This window comes from Noviherbaspirillum sp. Root189 (assembly GCF_001428545.1).
GTDB lineage: Bacteria > Pseudomonadota > Gammaproteobacteria > Burkholderiales > Burkholderiaceae_D > Noviherbaspirillum.
Map to the genome: position 1 here is coordinate 35802 of NZ_LMHZ01000023.1, position 17083 is coordinate 52884.

Genomic DNA, 17083 nt, shown 5'->3' on the forward strand with positions numbered 1-17083 from the left:
ATTCTTACTCGGCTGCCAGGGCAACCACTGTTCCTGCTTTGGTTTGAAAAATCGCACGCGTCGAGGTCACAGGCACTGCAGCCGTGACCTGACTGCCGTCGGTGCTTATGCGTGCAAGCATTGCACCGTCTTCGCGCGACAGAAAATGGATGTAGCCTTGATTATCGCCCACGGCAACTGCGCGTCCCAGGACGACCGGGGCGGACAGTCCGCGGTTGGCCAGCTTGGCGGTACGCCATGCGCCCGATCCGGAATCGCGAGAGAAAGCCGTGACGGTACCGCGTTCGTCCGCGGCAAAGACATAACGCTCATCCAGCCCGAGACCGACATCGCTCGACAATTCCTTGCCCCAGCGCGGAGCCCCAGTGACTGCATTGAAGCAGGCAACACGCCCCTGATAAGCGACGGCACAGACATCCTGGCCAGCAACGACCGGGGATCCCGATAAATCGGCGATACGTTCAAGTTCAGTCGTGCCACGTGGGTCGCCGACGGCGGCTTCCCAGCGCGGACCGCCATTGGTCAGCGCCAGCGCCAGCAAACGACCACCCGGCATGGCAACATAGGCATTTGATCCGTCGATGGTGATGCCGGGTGCCGTGCGTAATGTCAGAGGTGGCGTGGGGCGTTGCGCAATCCAGCGGCGGCTTCCGCTCTCCGCGTCGAAGGCTGCAATGCGGTTGTCAACACTGCGAACGATAACAAGGTTCTGACCCACCGCTGGCGCCGACAGAATCTCGCTTGAAACCTGCGCTTTCCAGCGCAACTTGCCATCGGCGTTGAACGCCAACAGCACGCCCTTTTCGGCGCCGACTGCGATGGTGGTCCCGTCGCTGCCTACACCGGCGGTAAGCGGTGCGCCGGCATTGATGCGCCAGTCGGTACGTCCGCTGGCCGCATCAATCCGGGCGAGCGTGCCATCTGCTGCAGCGACAAAGGCGCTACCGGAAACGACGGCGGGCGTAAACACGAAATTGGCAGCGCTGCCTACCGATGTCGACCACGCCGTCTGCACGGCCATGGTTTGCTGAAACTGCTCGAGAGCTGCGGGCGGATTGCGCGGTGCCGGCTTGCTGGCGAACGGATTCAGCGACGAACAGCCAGCCAGGACGGCGAGCATTCCCACGGAGGTAAGCTTTACGGCAATACGCATTGTTTCCCCTTGTTCTTGATTTTTGATTTTAGGCTGCCGCTTTGGCTGCGCCGCCGATCGCGTCCAGTTTCAGCTGGATCAACTGGCGTGCCGGGTTTTGCTCATTTGTCTTGTCGAGAGCTGTCTTGTAGGCGGCCCTTGCCTCGTCGATCTTGGATTGTGCGACGAGAATATCTCCCTTGCGGTCGGCGACCGCACCGGCGAACTGCTCAGGGAAGTCTCCGGACAGCAGTTTAAGTCCGTCATCGTAGGCCTTTTCGTCGAGCAGCACGCCGGCGAGGCGGATTTTTGCGATGGCTTTGTACTCGTCGCTGCCGTTATCGATGACCCATTGCAGGTGTGTTTTGGCCGCTTTCAGATCACCTGCTTCGAAGGCGCTTTTGGCGGCAGCAAATGCGCCCATTTGCGCATAGGCGGTTTTGCCGAAGCGAGAAGTGATGTCACCGGCTGCGCGTTGCACTTTTTGATTGTCCTTTGCGGTGACACCCTTTTGCAGTTCTTCGTAAAGTTGCGCGGCTTGCGTAGCCTGATTGCGCTGGTAGGTATTCCAGCCGGTCCATGCGGCATAAGCGGCAAGTGCGATGATGAGCAGCCAGGTGACGAGATTACCGTACTGACTCCACCACGACTTCAGTGACGCCAGCTGTTCTTGTTCTTCGAGATCGTATGCCATGATATTTCTGCTCAGTGATGATGGTGGTGAGTCGGATCGTCGCATCCGTCACCGCAGACGATCTGGTCGAGCACGTGGGCGGCGACCGATTCGAGCGGGACGGTGACTTGATTGTTGTCGGCTTCTTCGGCGCGCAGATTCTTGACCGCGGCAACTCCCTGGGCGACTTCGTCGTCGCCGATGATGACCGCATAGCCAGCGCCGCTGGCGTCGGCACGTTTCATCTGGGATTTGAAGCTGCTTCCGCCGGAGGACGAGGCGCAGTTGAGAATCACATCAAGGCCGGCATCGCGCAAACGCTCCGCTACCACGAAGGCCTGAAGCTGTGCAGCTTCGCCCTGATGCACAACGTAGACGTCGCACTGGTTGGGTACGTATTGCTCGCCATTGGCTTTCAGCAGTTCAAGCAGACGTTCGACACCAATCGCGAAGCCACACGCCGGCGTGGGCTTGCCACCAAACATTTCGATCAGCGGGTCATAGCGTCCGCCGCCGCAAACTGTTCCCTGCGATCCAAGCTGGTCGGTAACCCACTCGAACACGGTACGGTTGTAGTAGTCCATGCCGCGTACAAGGCGCGGATTGATGGTGAACGGAATGTTGTTGTGGCGCAGGATTTTTTGCACACCTTCAAAGTGGGCGCGCGATTCCTCGCCGAGATAATCGAGCAGCTTTGGCGCCGCATTGACCATTTGCTGCATCGTCGGATTCTTGGTATCGAGGATGCGCAGCGGATTGGATTGCAGGCGACGCTGGGCATCGGTATCCAGCAGTTCCTTGTGCTGTTCGAAGTAGGCGACGAGGTCGGCGCGATGACGGCTGCGTTCGTCGGCATTGCCGATGGAATTCAGCTCGAGCCGGATATCTTGCAGGCCGAGATCATCCCACAGGCGCTGACACAGCATGATCAATTCGGCATCGACGTCAGGACCGGTAAATCCGAGCGCTTCGGCTCCTACCTGATGGAACTGGCGATAGCGGCCACGCTGCGGTTTTTCGTGGCGGAACATCGGCCCCATGTACCATAGACGTTTTGGTCCGTCATAGGTCAGGTTGTGTTCGAGCGCGGCACGCACCACGCCGGCGGTACTTTCCGGGCGCAGGGTCAGGTGATCACCATTCATGGAATCGACGAAAGAGTACATCTCTTTCTCAACGATGTCCGTGACGGCGCCCAGGCCGCGTGCGAACAAGGCGGTCGGTTCGACGATAGGCGTACGGATCTGCTGGAAGCCATAGCTCTTGAGGACCGATTGCACGGTATTCTCGAACAGTTCCCACAGCGCTGCATCGCTCGGCAGGATATCGTTCATCCCTTTTACGCCGACGATTTTTTCTGCTTTTTTATTTTCTGACATTCTGTTTCAGTGAACGCTCTCTACGCGGCGCCTCAGGCGGCAGCCGCTTCTTTACCATAACGTGTCTTCACATAGTCCAGGACGATAGCCTGGAATTCTTCGGCGATATGATCGCCGCGCAGTGTGACTTTCTTTTCGCCGTCGACGAATACGGGGGCCGCGGGCGATTCACCGGTACCGGGCAAGCTGATACCAATGTTGGCATGCTTGGATTCGCCTGGACCGTTGACGATGCAACCCATCACGGCGACATTCATGTTCTCGACACCGGGATATTCTTTTTTCCACAGCGGCATCTGATCCCTGAGGTAAGTCTGGATCCGGTCGGCCAACTCCTGGAACACCGTGGAGGTCGTACGTCCGCAGCCAGGGCAGGCAATGACCATGGGTGTAAATTTACGCAGCCCCATGGTCTGGAGGATTTCCTGGCCGACCACGACTTCCCTGGTGCGGTCGCCACCCGGTTCGGGCGTCAGCGAGATGCGGATCGTATCGCCTATGCCCTCCTGCAGGAGGACGGACAAAGCGGCTGTCGAGGCGACGATACCCTTGCTGCCCATGCCGGCTTCGGTCAATCCGAGATGTAGCGGGTAATCGCAGCGGCGTGCGAGTTCGCGATATACGGCAATCAGATCCTGCACGCCGGATACCTTGCACGAAAGGATGATCTTGTCGCCTGCGAGGCCGATCTCTTCGGCGCGCTGCGCATTTTCAATGGCCGAAGTAACCAGCGCTTCGTACATGACAGCTTGTGCCGACCACGGCTCAGCACGCTGAGCATTTTCATCCATGATACGCGCCAGCAGCGACTGGTCAAGGCTGCCCCAGTTGACGCCGATGCGAACTGGCTTGTCGTATTTGCATGCCACTTCGATCATTTGCGCAAACTGCGTATCGCGCTTTGCGCCCTGCCCTACATTACCCGGATTGATGCGGTACTTGGACAATGCCTGTGCACACTCGGGAAAATCGGTAAGCAGCTTATGGCCGTTGTAATGGAAGTCGCCAACCAGAGGCACGTCGATGCCCATCTTGTCGAGCTGCTCGCGAATGGCAATAACCGCGGCGGCGGCTTCGGGATTATTGACCGTGATCCTTACCAGTTCCGAGCCGGCGCGTGCCAGGTCCTTGACCTGAATGGCCGTGCCGATCGCGTCGGCGGTATCGGTATTGGTCATGGATTGCACGACCACCGGTGCATTGCCGCCGACCAGCACTTCCCGAGCGCCATAGCGAATTGCGACGCCACGCCTGACACGCCGCGCAAGCGGACCGGAGGTAATAGGAGAATTGACTATCGACATACGGTTCTTATTTCAGCTTTAGACGGGCGACGTTGCCACTGCCCGGAGCCTTAAGCTCGATTGCAGAGCCACGCAGGGTTGCATCGACCCCCGCGGCATTGCCGATCACAACGGAAACGGGTCCTGTAACTTCGAATGTCTCCGATTCGCCGGCTTTCAGGAGACGCGACACCGCAGGCTTGGCAGCGCCCTCGGGCTTGATTTCAAGCCAGGAATCCTGTCTGGCCTTGATTAACAGTACGTCTTTGCCAGGAGACGCCACGGTTGCACCTGCGGCAGGCATTGATGACTGCACGGCGCCCGACTGACCAGCCTGGCCGGTTGGTGTTGTAGCGGAAGAGCCAGTGATCGCGGGCTGACTTGGTGTAATGGCGTTGCGGTCGGATTGCGCTGTCGCGGGAGCCGCCGCATCGGTCTGCGCATTCTCTGGCGCTACATCGCGTGCCGGTTCTGCAACCGGGTTGCCTGCATCGACCGACGCAGCAGGGGCGGCAGGTTCACTCGTCACTGGCGCCGAAGCTGTGCCCGTGGACTGATGGGCCCCGCCCTGCGACGTCATCTGTGCTATGCCACTCTTGACTTGTGACGTTGCAGCGTCAGACATGTCTGCAAGGTTTTGGTCCTTGAGCAGCGCCCATGCGGCCGCACCGGCCACGACCAGCAGCAAGGCGCCAAGCAGCCAGCGCGACGACGCGCCGTGGCGCTCTGTCATCGACGGCAATCTCGCCTCCGAGAACGGTGTCGACAATGACTGACGAGGCCGGATCGATTCATGCGCCAATACGGTTTCGCCGCCCAGAGATGCCAGCAGCGGTGTAGCGTCAACCTGCAGCAGCTTGGCGTACTGGCGGACGAAACCGCGCACAATGGCCATGCCGGGAAGGGCTGGGTAGTCATCCGCCTCGATTGCCGCCACCTGACGTGGCGCCAGGTTCAGCTGGCTGGCAACCTGTTCGATGGTCCACCCGCGCTCCTGCCGGTAAGCGGCAAGCTGCGCGCCGGGTGAAACAGGGGCAGTATGATCAGTGGGCATATGTTCAGGCATCGCCGGATCATTGACTCCTGGCTCACTCATTGAATGCTCCACGTTGATAAGCCGCGTATTCGGCGGATCCGGCGTGACGACGACGCAATTGGGTAGCCAGGCTTGCTTCCGCTGCGCGGTCGCCGAGTCTGTGTTCGATCTTGATCGCCAGCCACAGTACGTCCGGAGACATGACATCTGCCTTCATCACCCGTCCGATATAGAAGCGGGCGCGCTCATAGTCCTGACGCTCATAATACAGCTGGGCAAGATTGACGTTGGTCGACGGATTGCCCGGGTCGTATTGAAAGGCTTGGGAAAAATAGCGCTCGGCTGCAACCTTGTCTTTCAGCTTCATGCTGCACATACCGGCATTGTTCAATGCCTTGTTCGGCGATTGGTACGACCGATTCTTCAGTGCTGTGTCGAAAAAGCTGATGGATTGCTGCTCACGCCCGGTCTGACAAAGGAACCAGCCGTAATTGTTATTGAAGTCCGGCGAGTTCGGAGCAAGGCGGAGCGCGTGCCGAAAGTTATCTTCTGCCAGCTTGTTCTCGCTCATGTCCATGTAAATCAAACCGCGCATGCTATAGGCATCGGCAAAATCCGGATCGGCCGCAAGAGCTTGCTTGAGCTCGTCCAATGCAACCGCAGGCTGGCGCTGCTCATAATAGCCAACCGCAAGTTGCAGGCGGATACGCGCCCGTTTCTGGTTATCCGTCTGGTCTGAACTTGTAAGCAACTCACCCTGCCCGCTTCCAGCACCGGGCGTGGCGGCACAGCCGCTCAACAGGACCAGGGCGGCGGCTGTCGCTGCATACCACCTTCGCATCGGGATGCGCCTCACCGCGGCACCTCGACGATACGTCCAAAATCCTTACCAAATTTTTTCTGGTACTCAGCCATTTTTTGCATACGCTCCTGCACGCGGGTACGATCCTGCACTTCGCCGGCAAGCTGGCCGCAGGCCGCGTCGATGTCATCGCCGCGTGTCTTGCGAATCGTGGTGACGATGCCGGCATCCATCAGGATTTGCGCAAACGCCTTGATTCGCGGATTGTTCGATCGCTTCAGGCCCGATTCGGGGAAGGGATTGAAAGGAATCAGATTGAACTTGCACGGCACCGGCTCTGCACCATCCTGGACCAGCGCGACGAGTTCACGCGCATGCTGGTCGGTGTCGTTGACGCCGTCGAGCATGCAATATTCAAAGGTAACAAAATCGCGCGGCGCAAATTCCAGGTAGCGGCGGCAAGCCGCCATCAGGTCGGACAGCGGATATTTCTTGTTCAGCGGCACTAGTCCATCGCGCAGCGCATCATTGGACGCGTGCAGCGAGACAGCCAGTGCGACCGGGCATTCCTGTGAGAGCTTGTCCATCATCGGGACCACGCCGCTGGTGGACACGGTCACGCGACGGCGCGACAAGCCATAAGCGTTATCGTCAAGCATCAGCTTGAGCGCTGTCACGGTCGGCTCGAAATTGAGCAGAGGCTCACCCATGCCCATCATCACCACATTGGTGATCTGGCGTTCGCCTTTGGGCCCGGGCTCGATACCCTTGGTGCGACGCAATTCAAATTCGGCCATCCACAACTGGCCGATAATTTCCCCGACTGTCAGATTGCGGTTAAAGCCTTGCTTGCCGGTTGAACAGAAGCGGCAATTGACGGCACAGCCCGCTTGCGTCGAGATGCACAGCGTGCCGCGGTTTTCTTCGGGAATGAATACGGTTTCGACCGCGTTGCCCTGCCCCACATCAAGCAGCCACTTGCGGGTGCCGTCAGCAGAGGTATGATCACTGATAATTGCGGGGGCAGAAATCGTCGCGCGTGTTTTGAGCTTGTCGCGCAAGGACTTCGCGAGGTCGGTCATTGCATCGAAATCGCTGGCGCCGAACTGGTGAATCCAGCGCTGCAATTGCTTGGCGCGAAACGGTTTCTCACCCAACTCGCCGCAGTAGGCAACGAGTTGCGCGGGATCGAGATCCAGCAGGTTGGTGAGGTCCGTCATGGCAAGTCTTCATCATGTTGTTTGCCCCGATCATGAAAGGCGGTCAGGGCAAACGGGGGTTTCAATTAGCGGGAATAAACGTTCAGTGCCGGGAAGAAATACGAGATTTCGACTTTGGCGGTTTCGTCAGCATCGGAGCCGTGCACGGCGTTGGCATCGATGGAGTCGGCGAAGTCAGCTCGGATCGTGCCTTTGTCTGCTTTCTTCGGGTCGGTTGCGCCCATCAGTTCGCGGTTCTTGGCAATCGCGTTTTCGCCTTCGAGTACCTGAATCATGACCGGGCCGGAAACCATGAAGTCGACCAGATCCTTGAAGAAGGGGCGCTCGCGGTGCACTGCATAGAAGCCTTCCGCTTCAGCACGGGACAGTTGCGCCATGCGTGCGGCGATGACCTTCAGGCCAGCGTTCTCAAAACGGGTGTAAATCTGACCGATCACGTTTTTTGCGACTGCGTCCGGTTTGATGATCGACAGGGTGCGCTCGATTGCCATCTGTAAAAACTCCAATAAAATGAAAGGGTTAAGGTTAATAATTGAGAAATCAACTAACCTTCTATTTTAGCACGAAAGCCCTTTCACAAGGGGTTTCCTCAAAGCCAGAGCGGTTTGAGGGGCCGAACTTCGCTTGGTTCCACGTATCCTAGAATTTTGTATTTACCCGCATGCTATGCTGTCAATACTGTTAATATTTTCAGTACTCGTGAATACTCATCAGGACTGTGATTGTTCGGTAACGTAGCAAGTAACTTCACCGGAGGCAATATGGAACGAAACATTCAACACAGCCAACACAGCTATGGCGCAACGACCGACGTACTGGCCGTACGCAACCGTGTGCTGCGCAATACCTACTGGCTGCTTGCCATTTCCATGATCCCCACCGTGATCGGGGCGTGGGTGGGCGTGCAGTTCAGTTTTTCGCTCTTCTCCGGAAGCCCGATGATCGGCTTCGTTGCCTTTCTGGCAATTGCCTTCGGCTTCTTCTATGCAATCGAAAAAACCAAGGATTCAGGGCTGGGGGTTGCCATTCTGCTTGGGTTTACCTTCTTCATGGGGTTGATGCTTTCGCGCCTCATCAGCTATACCCTGGGCTTTTCGAATGGGTCGCAACTGATCATGACTGCGTTCGGCGGCACGGCGGCAATCTTTGCCGGCATGGCGACGATCGCCACTGTCTCCAAGCGCGACTTTTCGGGGCTTGGCAAATGGCTGTTTGCCGGCGTATTGGTGATCCTGGTTGCGGCACTGGCTAATATTTTCCTGCAAATGCCGGCCCTGTACCTGGCAATTTCGGTACTCGCCATTGCCATCTTCTCGGCCTACATCCTTTACGATGTGCAGCAGGTCATTAATGGCGGCGAAACCAATTACATCACTGCGACCCTGGCGATTTATCTCGACGTCTATAACATCTTCACCAACCTGCTGGCTTTGCTGGGCATTGCGGGCGGTAGTCGCGACTAACATTCCCGCTGTCCACAAATAAAAAAGCCGATCATCTGATCGGCTTTTTTATTGCTTCCTGTCCGGTCCAGCCGGTCCGGTCAGACAGACTCTTCCGGCAAATCGAATACGGCAATCGACTCCACGTGGGCCGTGTGCGGGAACATGTTGACGACTCCAGCCTGTGTTAATCGATATCCTCCCTGATGCACCAGGTAGCCAGCGTCCCGTGCGAGTGTCGAAGGACTGCATGACACATAGACAATGCGCTTTGGGCGCATGTCGGCGTGTGACTCGGCCAATCCGACAATTGCCTGACATACATCCATCGCACCTTCGCGCGGCGGATCGATCAGCATACGGTCGAATTTGCCAAGAGCAATAAAGTCTTCAGTCTTTGCTTCAAATAAGTTTCGGCAATGGAAACTGGTTTTCTTGTCGAGACTATTGGTTCTTGCATTGCCGAGCGCACGCTCGGTCAACGCCGTACTGCCTTCAATACCAACCACCTCGCGGGCCTGCGTTGCCAATGGCAAGGTGAAGTTGCCAAGACCGCAAAACAGGTCGGCAACACGGTCTTCAGGCTGTACATCGAGCAGGCGCAATGCGCGAGCCACCAGTACACGGTTGATGTGATGATTGACCTGGGTGAAATCGGTTGGCTTGAACGGCATCTTTACACCGAATTCCGGCAACACGTAGTTCAACTCGATGTCGGTCGGATAGAACGGATAGGCTGTATCCGGCCCCTTTGGCTGCAGCCACCACTGTATCTTGTACTCATCGGCAAAAGAACGCAGCAATGCTTCGTCCTGCACCGTCAGCGGTGCCATGATGCGCAATACCAGAGCGGTGACGCTTTCGCCGACAGCCAATTCAATCTGCGGCATCTGGTCAAAGATCGATAGCGACTGCACCAAATGACGTAATGGCACGAGCATGGCCGATACATGCGGCGGCAGGATTTCACAGGTCTTCATGTCTGCAATAAATGATGACTTGCGCTCATGAAAGCCGACCAGCACGCCACCTTTTTTCTGTACATTGCGAACCGAAAGGCGTGCGCGATAGCGGTATCCCCAGGTCGGCCCATAAATGGGGCGCAACATCCGTTCCGCACGGACCTTGCCAATATGCCAAAGATTATCTTCCAGGACACGCTGCTTCATCGCCACCTGTGCGGAGGGCTCCAGATGCTGCATGGCGCAGCCGCCGCAGGTGCCGAAATACACGCACTTCGGCGTGACCCTCAGCGAGGATTCATTGTGCAACTCGGTCAGTGTGGCAGCTTCCCATTTCGGCTTCTTGCGAAATGACTGAAAGCTCACACGCTCCCCGGGCAATGCTCCTTCGACAAAAATAACCTTGCCAGGCGTGCCATCCTCGTTCTGCAAATGACCGACTCCGCGGCCTTCCATATCGAGGGATTCAATAACAATCGTGCTGTGCTGCATAGAAAAATTTGAAATGCCGGACGGATGCGCCCGACATAAAAGAGAAGATTGAGAAATGTGCGCAGGCGCACAGGTTACCACGCGGCCAGGTATTCCTTCCAGTGAGGCCCATCCAAGTTGGCCAACGAATCGCGCACCAGCGCCATTTCTTCTTCGTAGCTTTCCTTGGTCATGGCACCGCGCATCAGCAGGAAACGGCAATATACCAGGTAGGTATTGACCACGTCGGTTTCGCAATAGTCGCGGATTTCCTTCAGGCGGCCTTCGGCAAACAGTGCCCAGACTTGGGAACCATCCACACCAAGCTTGCCGGGAAAACCGCATAGTTTGGCCAAGTCATCAAGCGGCGCATTCGCGCGGCCGGTGTACAGGGCGAGCAGGTCCATCAGGTCGAGATGACGGGTATGGTAACGGCTCAGGTAGTTGTTCCACTTGAAGTCGCGGTCTTCCTCACCCATTTCCCAATAGCGCGAAGCAGTCACGCCACTGATCATGGCCCGATAGTGCAGGACCGGCATATCAAAACCTGAGCCGTTCCAGGAAATCAGCTGCGGCGTGTACTTGTCGATGATGCGAAAAAAGTCATTCACCAGCTTGGGTTCGGTGTCTTCCAGCGTCCCGAGCGATCGGACGCGAAAACCGTCGTCATCGCGAAAGACGCAGGAGATGGCGGCGACACGATGCAGGTGATGCGGCAGAAAATCGGATTTGGTCTTTTCGCGGCGCGCGGCGAAGGCGGCTTCGGCGACTTCCTCATCCGTCATGGATGACGCATGCCCATGCAAGGTGCGCAAGCCCTCCACATCGGGAATCGTCTCGATGTCAAACACCAAAACCGGAATCACAACAAGGCGTCCTTGCCGACACCGCGGGCGGTCAGCGCGCGCTTGAGTTTGACCAGCGCTTCCTGCTGGATTTGCCGCACACGTTCGCGGGTAACGCTCATTTCGGACGCAAGTTCTTCCAGCGTTGCCGGATCGTCGTTATCGAGGCCAAAGCGACGCACGATGACGATGCGTTGCTTGTCCGGGAGTTTCTTGAGCCAGTCACGCACCAGGACCATCATCTCATGATGCTCCGCACGAGAATCCGGCCCGTCGTCTGCATCGCCTGGCAACATATCCATCAGGCTGGCCTGCGGATCGTTATCGAGCGGCGCATCGAGGGATGTGGCGTGTTCGGACAGTGCCAGGATGTCCTGCACATCTTCGACCGGACGGTCGACCAAATGGGCAATATCCTCGGCAGTGGCATCCTTGCCGTCATGATGCTGCGCTTCAAGGTGATACTTGGCGCGCAGGATCTGGTTGAGTTCGCGCACCATATGCACCGGCAAACGCACGGTACGTGCCTGATTCATGATTGCACGCTCGATGCTCTGGCGGATCCACCACGTCGCATAGGTGGAAAAGCGAAAGCCGCGTTCGGGCTCGAACTTGTCGATGGCGCGCATCAGGCCGAGATTACCCTCTTCAATGAGGTCTAGCAGCACGACGCCGCGATTGATGTAATGCTTTGCAATCGAGACAACCAGGCGCAGGTTGTGTTCGATCATTTTTTGCCGGGCCTCGAAATTACCCTGCTTGGCCAGCGTAGCGTAATGCACTTCCTCTTCCACCTTGAGCAGCGGACGTGCGCCGATCTGGTTCAGATAGTGCTGTGTCGTGTCGGTGGAGAGCTCGGCGGCGAGGACTGTCTTGAGCTCATCGACCGGGTCCGCCACCGGGACGACCACCCCTTCCCCCTGCTCCGCATCCACGTCGTCGATCAGCGGCCCATCACCGTCGCTGCCTCCATGCAGAGACATGCCTTCGGACATGTCATCCGGCGATGCATCATCATCCAGCGGATCGTGAGGGTTGCGGTTCATTTAGCGGCTTGGCAAAAATTTTGAGGGATCTACCGGTTTACCTTGCTGACGTATTTCAAAATGCAGTTTCACCTCATCGGTGTCGGAATTACCCATTTCTGCAATTTTCTGACCTTTGCTGACATTTTGATCTTCTTTAACGAAGATGGTTTTGTTGTGGGCATACGCGGACAAGAGATTGTTGGAGTGTTTCACAATCACCAGATTTCCGTAGCCGCGAATTCCACTGCCAGCATACAGCACTTTACCCGCGCCCGCCGCTACAACAGGCTGCCCCATCTTGCCGGCAATATCAATACCGCGCCTGCCCTCGCTGAAGCCGGAAATGACCCGCCCTTCCGCCGGCCAGATCCATGCAATGTTGTCTTCTTCAGTCCCCTGTGCATGCGGTACTTCCGGCGTTTTCTCCGTCGTTTTTGGCACCTCGGGTTTCGGGATGGCGGCCGTTGCCGGTGCACTTGGGGTGGTGGCGGATTCCGGCTTTTGCATCTCCGCGAGCGCGGCATCGGAATACGGCCGCTTTTCCCCGCGAGGACCCGTCTTGTGGACCGCTGATCCGGCCGTTGCGCCGGGCAGCGGACGCACCTCGGTGCCCGGGCTCACAGTGGCATTGGCCGGCGGTTGAGAACCATCCGGCGGCAGGACGCGCAATTGCTGGTCAACCTTGATGTCGTTCGGATTGGCAAGATTGTTCCAGGTGACCAGATCGCGATAATTCTGACCGAAATCAAGCGCAATCTGCAGCAGCGTATCCCCTTTGCGTACCGTGTAGTAGCCCCGGTTTTCAGTTCTTTGCCCTGTCGCAGCGGCGGGCGGGACGACTGCCGGAGCAGGCGGTTTCGGCGCCTCGGCACCCCGTGGGGCCACCGGCCGGTCATAGACGGGCGCAGGTCCGCGCGCCGTCGTACAGGCGGCTAACAACACGGGCAAGGCAGCGATAAACAGCAAACGTATTTTTCTCATTCTCATACTATTAACATTTTGCGACAGCAGTCGCACTCCAACTGGCGCCAGGTTCACATGACACCCGGGCGCAAGGGGACGAAATGGCAGTCTTCGAGTGTCGTATTGATCCACTCGAATTTGCTGACGCGTTCGATGAGTTGCAGGACCTGATGGCGTGCGCCGACCGGTGCAACCAGCCTGCCGCCGATACTCATCTGGTCCAGTAAAGCCTGTGGCACCTCCATCCCTGCGGCGGCCAGGATGATGCCGTCGAAAGGTGCCGCTTGCGGAAGCCCAAGCATACCATCTCCATACTGCAACCGGATATTAGCAATCCTCAACGGCCGCAGGTTGGATTTGGCAAGTTCATGCAAGGGTTTGATGCGCTCAATGGAATAAACTTCCTTCGCCACCAGGGACAGGACCGCGGCCTGATAGCCGCAGCCGGTGCCGATTTCCAGCACCTTGCCCAGTACGCCGCCATTGCCGTTGGCACGCATGACTTCAATCATGCGTGCGACGATATACGGTTGTGAAATGGTCTGATGATGACCGATGGGCAAGGATGCATCAATGTAAGCCTGACTCCACAGCCCGGGCTCGACGAACATGTGGCGCGGCACGGCGTCCAGCGCGGCGAGTACCTTGCTATCCTTGACACCCTGCCTGGCAACACGCGTCACCATGGCGGTGCGCACGGCGTCGGACACCAGTGCGTTTGCCCTGTTCGACGGGATTGCCTGCGGCGCAGCACGTGGCGGCGCGGCAGGCGGCAGCGCGGAGGACACCGGTGCGCGCTGCATATTGCGGGCGGCATTCTGGGTTGCCGTTTGCGGTGTCGCGACCTTGGCTGATGCGGGGGTCGCTTGCGCGGCCTTGCGGGATTTTTCCACTACGGATGACAGCGGCAAGGGAAAGCGCTTGTCCTTGTCAGTCATGACAATCCTCGCCTGAGCAATTCCAGTTGGGCGCCATGCGTCAGGTCGATCTGGAGCGGCGTTACCGAGACAAATCCGTTGGCGACCGCATGAAAGTCGGTGCCCTCGCCCGCATCCTTTGCCTTGCCGGCAGGCCCGATCCAGAATATTTCGCGGCCGTGCGGATCCTGTGTCTTGATCACAGGTTCGGATTCATGTCGCTTGCCAAGACGCGTGGCCGCAAGTCCCTTGATCTCTTCATAAGGCAGGTTCGGAATGTTCACGTTCAACAGATACGGACCGGCCAGCACACCCGAACGCTGCTCCACGAACTCCCGTGCAATGCGCGCCGCCGAATCCAGATGCGCCCACCCTGGGTTGGCCTGTGAAAATGCTATCGCCGGAATGCCGAACAGGAAGCCTTCGGTGGCAGCAGCGACCGTTCCTGAGTACAGCGTATCATCGCCCATGTTCTGCCCCTGATTGATGCCTGAGACGATCAGGTCCGGCTTGAAGGCAAGCCCGCCTGTGAGCGCAACGTGCACGCAGTCGGAAGGCGTACCATTGACAAAATAGAAGCCATTCTCCGCGCGCTGCACGGAAAGCGGCCGATTCAGCGTCAATGAATTGGAACTGCCTGAACGGTTGCTGTCGGGTGCGACAACGACAATTTCCGCGATCCGGCTCAGTGCTTCGACCAGGGCCACGATACCTGGCGCAAGATATCCGTCGTCGTTACTAACAAGAATTTTCATACGGGAATTTTACCTGATGGATCGCTGCGCTCCGCATCGTAAACAGCCGTGATGTTGACATTTTGCGGCATAAGCCTAGAATAAAACGATCGTTCTTTTTTGAACCATTGACAATGACTGACAATAAGGAGACACAATGAAAGCGATCCTCTGCAAAACATGGGGACTTCCCGATACTTTGGTTGTAGAGGAACTGCCCGATGTGGTTCCCGGCCCGGGGCAGGTGGCCATCGACGTGCAGGCAGCGGGCGTTAATTTTCCTGACGTACTGATCATCCAGAACAAGTACCAATTCAAGCCGGAACTGCCTTTCACCCCGGGAAGCGAACTGGCCGGCGTCATTCGCGCCGTCGGTGACGGCGTCACGAACGTGAAGGTTGGCGACAAGGTGCTGGCCTTTGTCAGCCAGGGCGCATTTGCGCAGCAGATCGCCGTCCCCGCGCAACTCGTCATGCCCATGCCGCCCGGATTGGATTTTGATACCGCCGCTGCGGTCACACTGACTTATGGCACTTCGCATCACGCCGTCGTGGACCGCGCGCAGTTGAAAGCGGGCGAAACCATGCTGGTTCTGGGTGCTGCAGGCGGTGTCGGACTTGCGGCAATCGAAATCGGCAAGGCACTCGGCGCACGCGTCATTGCAGCGGCTTCCACCGATGAGAAACTGGCGGTGTGCAAAGACCACGGTGCGGATGCGACAATCAATTACTCCACACAGGATTTGCGCGAAGCCATCAAGGCGGCGACAGACGGCAAAGGTCCGGACGTGATCTATGATCCGGTCGGCGGCATCTATGCGGAGCCGGCATTCCGTTCGATCGGATGGCGCGGCCGCTACCTCGTGGTCGGATTTGCCAATGGTGAAATTCCGAAGTTGCCACTGAACCTGTCCCTGCTCAAAGGCGCATCGATTGTTGGCGTATTCTGGGGCGAATTTGCGCGCCGCGAGCCGAAGGCGAATCTTGCCGCGATGCGTGAACTGATGACCTGGATGGCGGAAGGAAAAATCCGGCCGCATATCTCCGGCCGATATGCATTGGCGGACACCGCGCAAGCACTCAACGATATGGCGGCACGCAAGGTGACTGGCAAGGTTGTGATTCAGCCGCAGAGGTAAGGCAGTCCGGTTCGGGACAGATGGCGTCCTGGACCGGTGCCCAGAGCCGCTCCGGCCACCCGTGCCGGAGACTTTCCTTTCAATCCCCTTCCGCGAGGGTCTGATGAACAAAGGCCGACAGAATCAGTCGGTCGTGGATGGACACATCCACAAATTCAAAGCCGTGCTTGAAACCTTCACCGTTTTCCGACGGCGCCACTGAACGCAAGACCATCTTGAGGTTCAGGAATTCATCCTGCCCAGCGGCGCGCACCTTGAATTTAATCTGGCCCTCATCGCCTTTCGACCCGATCATTTGCTTGATCGTTGCGGAAGCGCCTCCCATGCTGAGGTCCGTGATGATGGCTGCGCAGGATCGCTCCGGAGACCCAAGTGATACGGCCGCGATAATGTCGACTTCCGCCCTGACGCCCTTGCGAACCACGGTGCAGCGTACTTCCTTCGGATAAGCGAGATGCAGGTACGGATGCGGAGAATGCACCGACTTCACTGCCGCCGTGACAAAGGCATACGCTTTTTTGCCGGAAAAAGCCCTCACGACGAAGGTCTGTCCATCCCGTACAAATTCAAATTTTCCGTCCGTGACCGGCGCCGTAACAAACACAGTCTTGTTCTTCACGAAGCCGATCATGCGCACCGTGTATCGCACGGCCGAATTGTCGATCAGCTGAAGATAGAGGGTCTCGCCGACATACCAGCGCACATCGTCCATGGCGACAACGACTTCCTTGCCGGCGTTGTTTTCTTCTTTCGGCGGCTCGGCCACGACGGGTTTCTTCGACTGTGCCATTGGCATTGATGGGCGCGGTGCCGTCGGGATCACATCCCAGGCTGAATCCTTGATGAATCCGTTATCGATCAGCTCGTCGACCTGCGCCTGATTTTCGAGCACGTATCCCGCAGCAAGCAACATATTGCCATGCCAGTCATAGATGGTTTCACGCAACGGCTTGCCGACAACCAGATCAGCGGAACGCACCGGCATCAGGGAAACGACGGGATCGGACATGAACTCTCTTCAGGCAGACTAACTAACGGGACGTGTGACGTTGTCAGTA

Annotated in this window: 17 protein-coding genes; 2 read left to right on the forward strand and 15 right to left on the reverse strand. The window is 57.6% G+C overall.

All coding sequences use genetic code 11. The annotated features are described in order from the left end of the window. Nucleotides 1-4: 4 nt before the first annotated feature. From bamB to ndk, 8 genes are all read right to left on the reverse strand, one after another. Nucleotides 5-1153 carry an outer membrane protein assembly factor BamB gene (gene bamB / locus ASE07_RS14500; protein WP_082584158.1) on the reverse strand — a complete coding sequence of 383 codons (1149 nt, stop codon included), beginning with the start codon at nucleotides 1151-1153 and terminating at the stop codon, nucleotides 5-7. A 28-nt stretch (nucleotides 1154-1181) separates the two neighbouring features. Then, nucleotides 1182-1826, reverse strand: a complete 645-nt coding sequence (locus ASE07_RS14505) for a YfgM family protein (RefSeq protein WP_057291546.1) — start codon at nucleotides 1824-1826, stop codon at nucleotides 1182-1184. An 11-nt stretch (nucleotides 1827-1837) separates the two neighbouring features. Next, entirely contained in the window at nucleotides 1838-3184 is a 1347-nt protein-coding gene (hisS, locus tag ASE07_RS14510) for a histidine--tRNA ligase (protein WP_057291547.1), read from the reverse strand. 32 nt (nucleotides 3185-3216) lie between these two features. Further along, nucleotides 3217-4488 carry a flavodoxin-dependent (E)-4-hydroxy-3-methylbut-2-enyl-diphosphate synthase gene (gene ispG / locus ASE07_RS14515; protein ID WP_200960941.1) on the reverse strand — a complete coding sequence of 424 codons (1272 nt, stop codon included), beginning with the start codon at nucleotides 4486-4488 and terminating at the stop codon, nucleotides 3217-3219. Nucleotides 4489-4495: 7 nt separating this feature from the next. Further along, the gene (locus ASE07_RS14520) at nucleotides 4496-5563 is read right to left on the reverse strand and encodes a helix-turn-helix domain-containing protein (protein WP_057291548.1); all 1068 of its coding nucleotides are present in this window, start codon (nucleotides 5561-5563) and stop codon (nucleotides 4496-4498) included. Continuing rightward, nucleotides 5556-6344, reverse strand: coding sequence for a type IV pilus biogenesis/stability protein PilW (gene pilW / locus ASE07_RS14525; RefSeq protein WP_057291549.1), 789 nt, complete (start codon nucleotides 6342-6344; stop codon nucleotides 5556-5558). The genes ASE07_RS14520 and pilW overlap by 8 nt, the downstream gene beginning before the upstream one ends. 11 nt (nucleotides 6345-6355) lie before the next feature. Then, nucleotides 6356-7525 carry a 23S rRNA (adenine(2503)-C(2))-methyltransferase RlmN gene (rlmN, locus tag ASE07_RS14530; RefSeq protein WP_057291550.1) on the reverse strand — a complete coding sequence of 390 codons (1170 nt, stop codon included), beginning with the start codon at nucleotides 7523-7525 and terminating at the stop codon, nucleotides 6356-6358. A gap of 65 nt (nucleotides 7526-7590) precedes the next feature. Continuing rightward, the gene (gene ndk, locus ASE07_RS14535) at nucleotides 7591-8016 is read right to left on the reverse strand and encodes a nucleoside-diphosphate kinase (protein ID WP_057291551.1); all 426 of its coding nucleotides are present in this window, start codon (nucleotides 8014-8016) and stop codon (nucleotides 7591-7593) included. A 270-nt stretch (nucleotides 8017-8286) separates the two neighbouring features. On the opposite strand from ndk, the gene ASE07_RS14540 reads away from it, so the two are divergent. After that, entirely contained in the window at nucleotides 8287-8988 is a 702-nt protein-coding gene (locus ASE07_RS14540) for a Bax inhibitor-1/YccA family protein (protein ID WP_057291552.1), read from the forward strand. Nucleotides 8989-9068: 80 nt separating this feature from the next. Here ASE07_RS14540 and rlmD read toward each other — a convergent pair whose 3' ends face one another. From rlmD to surE, 6 genes are all read right to left on the reverse strand, one after another. Next, nucleotides 9069-10421 (reverse strand): 23S rRNA (uracil(1939)-C(5))-methyltransferase RlmD, encoded by a 1353-nt coding sequence (gene rlmD / locus ASE07_RS14545; protein ID WP_057291553.1) that lies wholly within the window; start codon nucleotides 10419-10421, stop codon nucleotides 9069-9071. Nucleotides 10422-10495: 74 nt separating this feature from the next. Continuing rightward, entirely contained in the window at nucleotides 10496-11266 is a 771-nt protein-coding gene (locus tag ASE07_RS14550) for a 3'-5' exonuclease (RefSeq protein ID WP_057291554.1), read from the reverse strand. Further along, a complete protein-coding gene (gene rpoS, locus ASE07_RS14555; protein ID WP_057291555.1) occupies nucleotides 11263-12291 on the reverse strand; it encodes an RNA polymerase sigma factor RpoS in 1029 nt (342 codons plus the stop codon). The genes ASE07_RS14550 and rpoS overlap by 4 nt, the downstream gene beginning before the upstream one ends. After that, complete coding sequence (locus ASE07_RS14560; protein ID WP_057291556.1) at nucleotides 12292-13254, reverse strand: peptidoglycan DD-metalloendopeptidase family protein; 963 nt, start codon at nucleotides 13252-13254, stop codon at nucleotides 12292-12294. 53 nt (nucleotides 13255-13307) lie between these two features. Continuing rightward, entirely contained in the window at nucleotides 13308-14174 is an 867-nt protein-coding gene (locus tag ASE07_RS14565) for a protein-L-isoaspartate(D-aspartate) O-methyltransferase (RefSeq protein WP_057291557.1), read from the reverse strand. Further along, nucleotides 14171-14908 (reverse strand): 5'/3'-nucleotidase SurE, encoded by a 738-nt coding sequence (surE, locus tag ASE07_RS14570; RefSeq protein WP_057291558.1) that lies wholly within the window; start codon nucleotides 14906-14908, stop codon nucleotides 14171-14173. Before surE ends, ASE07_RS14565 begins: the two co-directional genes overlap by 4 nt. A gap of 136 nt (nucleotides 14909-15044) precedes the next feature. Between surE and ASE07_RS14575 the strand changes: the two genes are divergently transcribed. Further along, nucleotides 15045-16025, forward strand: coding sequence for an NADPH:quinone oxidoreductase family protein (locus tag ASE07_RS14575; protein WP_057291559.1), 981 nt, complete (start codon nucleotides 15045-15047; stop codon nucleotides 16023-16025). A 79-nt stretch (nucleotides 16026-16104) separates the two neighbouring features. Here ASE07_RS14575 and ASE07_RS14580 read toward each other — a convergent pair whose 3' ends face one another. Then, the gene (locus ASE07_RS14580) at nucleotides 16105-17034 is read right to left on the reverse strand and encodes a flagellar brake protein (RefSeq protein ID WP_057291560.1); all 930 of its coding nucleotides are present in this window, start codon (nucleotides 17032-17034) and stop codon (nucleotides 16105-16107) included. Nucleotides 17035-17083: the final 49 nt, after the last annotated feature.

Excerpts from the sequence above, each read along its gene's own strand:
- ASE07_RS14565 (WP_057291557.1), bottom strand. The coding sequence starts at position 14,174 with ATGACTGACAAGGACAAGCGCTTTCCCTTGCCGCTGTCATCCGTAGTG.
- ASE07_RS14520 (WP_057291548.1), bottom strand. The coding sequence starts at position 5,563 with ATGAGTGAGCCAGGAGTCAATGATCCGGCGATGCCTGAACATATGCCC.
- rlmD (WP_057291553.1), bottom strand. The coding sequence starts at position 10,421 with ATGCAGCACAGCACGATTGTTATTGAATCCCTCGATATGGAAGGCCGC.
- pilW (WP_057291549.1), bottom strand. The coding sequence starts at position 6,344 with ATGCGAAGGTGGTATGCAGCGACAGCCGCCGCCCTGGTCCTGTTGAGC.
- ASE07_RS14580 (WP_057291560.1), bottom strand. The coding sequence starts at position 17,034 with ATGTCCGATCCCGTCGTTTCCCTGATGCCGGTGCGTTCCGCTGATCTG.
- bamB (WP_082584158.1), bottom strand. The coding sequence starts at position 1,153 with ATGCGTATTGCCGTAAAGCTTACCTCCGTGGGAATGCTCGCCGTCCTG.
- ASE07_RS14575 (WP_057291559.1), top strand. The coding sequence starts at position 15,045 with ATGAAAGCGATCCTCTGCAAAACATGGGGACTTCCCGATACTTTGGTT.
- rpoS (WP_057291555.1), bottom strand. The coding sequence starts at position 12,291 with ATGAACCGCAACCCTCACGATCCGCTGGATGATGATGCATCGCCGGAT.
- ASE07_RS14560 (WP_057291556.1), bottom strand. The coding sequence starts at position 13,254 with ATGAGAAAAATACGTTTGCTGTTTATCGCTGCCTTGCCCGTGTTGTTA.
- rlmN (WP_057291550.1), bottom strand. The coding sequence starts at position 7,525 with ATGACGGACCTCACCAACCTGCTGGATCTCGATCCCGCGCAACTCGTT.
- hisS (WP_057291547.1), bottom strand. The coding sequence starts at position 3,184 with ATGTCAGAAAATAAAAAAGCAGAAAAAATCGTCGGCGTAAAAGGGATG.
- ispG (WP_200960941.1), bottom strand. The coding sequence starts at position 4,488 with ATGTCGATAGTCAATTCTCCTATTACCTCCGGTCCGCTTGCGCGGCGT.
- ASE07_RS14505 (WP_057291546.1), bottom strand. The coding sequence starts at position 1,826 with ATGGCATACGATCTCGAAGAACAAGAACAGCTGGCGTCACTGAAGTCG.
- ASE07_RS14540 (WP_057291552.1), top strand. The coding sequence starts at position 8,287 with ATGGAACGAAACATTCAACACAGCCAACACAGCTATGGCGCAACGACC.
- ndk (WP_057291551.1), bottom strand. The coding sequence starts at position 8,016 with ATGGCAATCGAGCGCACCCTGTCGATCATCAAACCGGACGCAGTCGCA.
- surE (WP_057291558.1), bottom strand. The coding sequence starts at position 14,908 with ATGAAAATTCTTGTTAGTAACGACGACGGATATCTTGCGCCAGGTATC.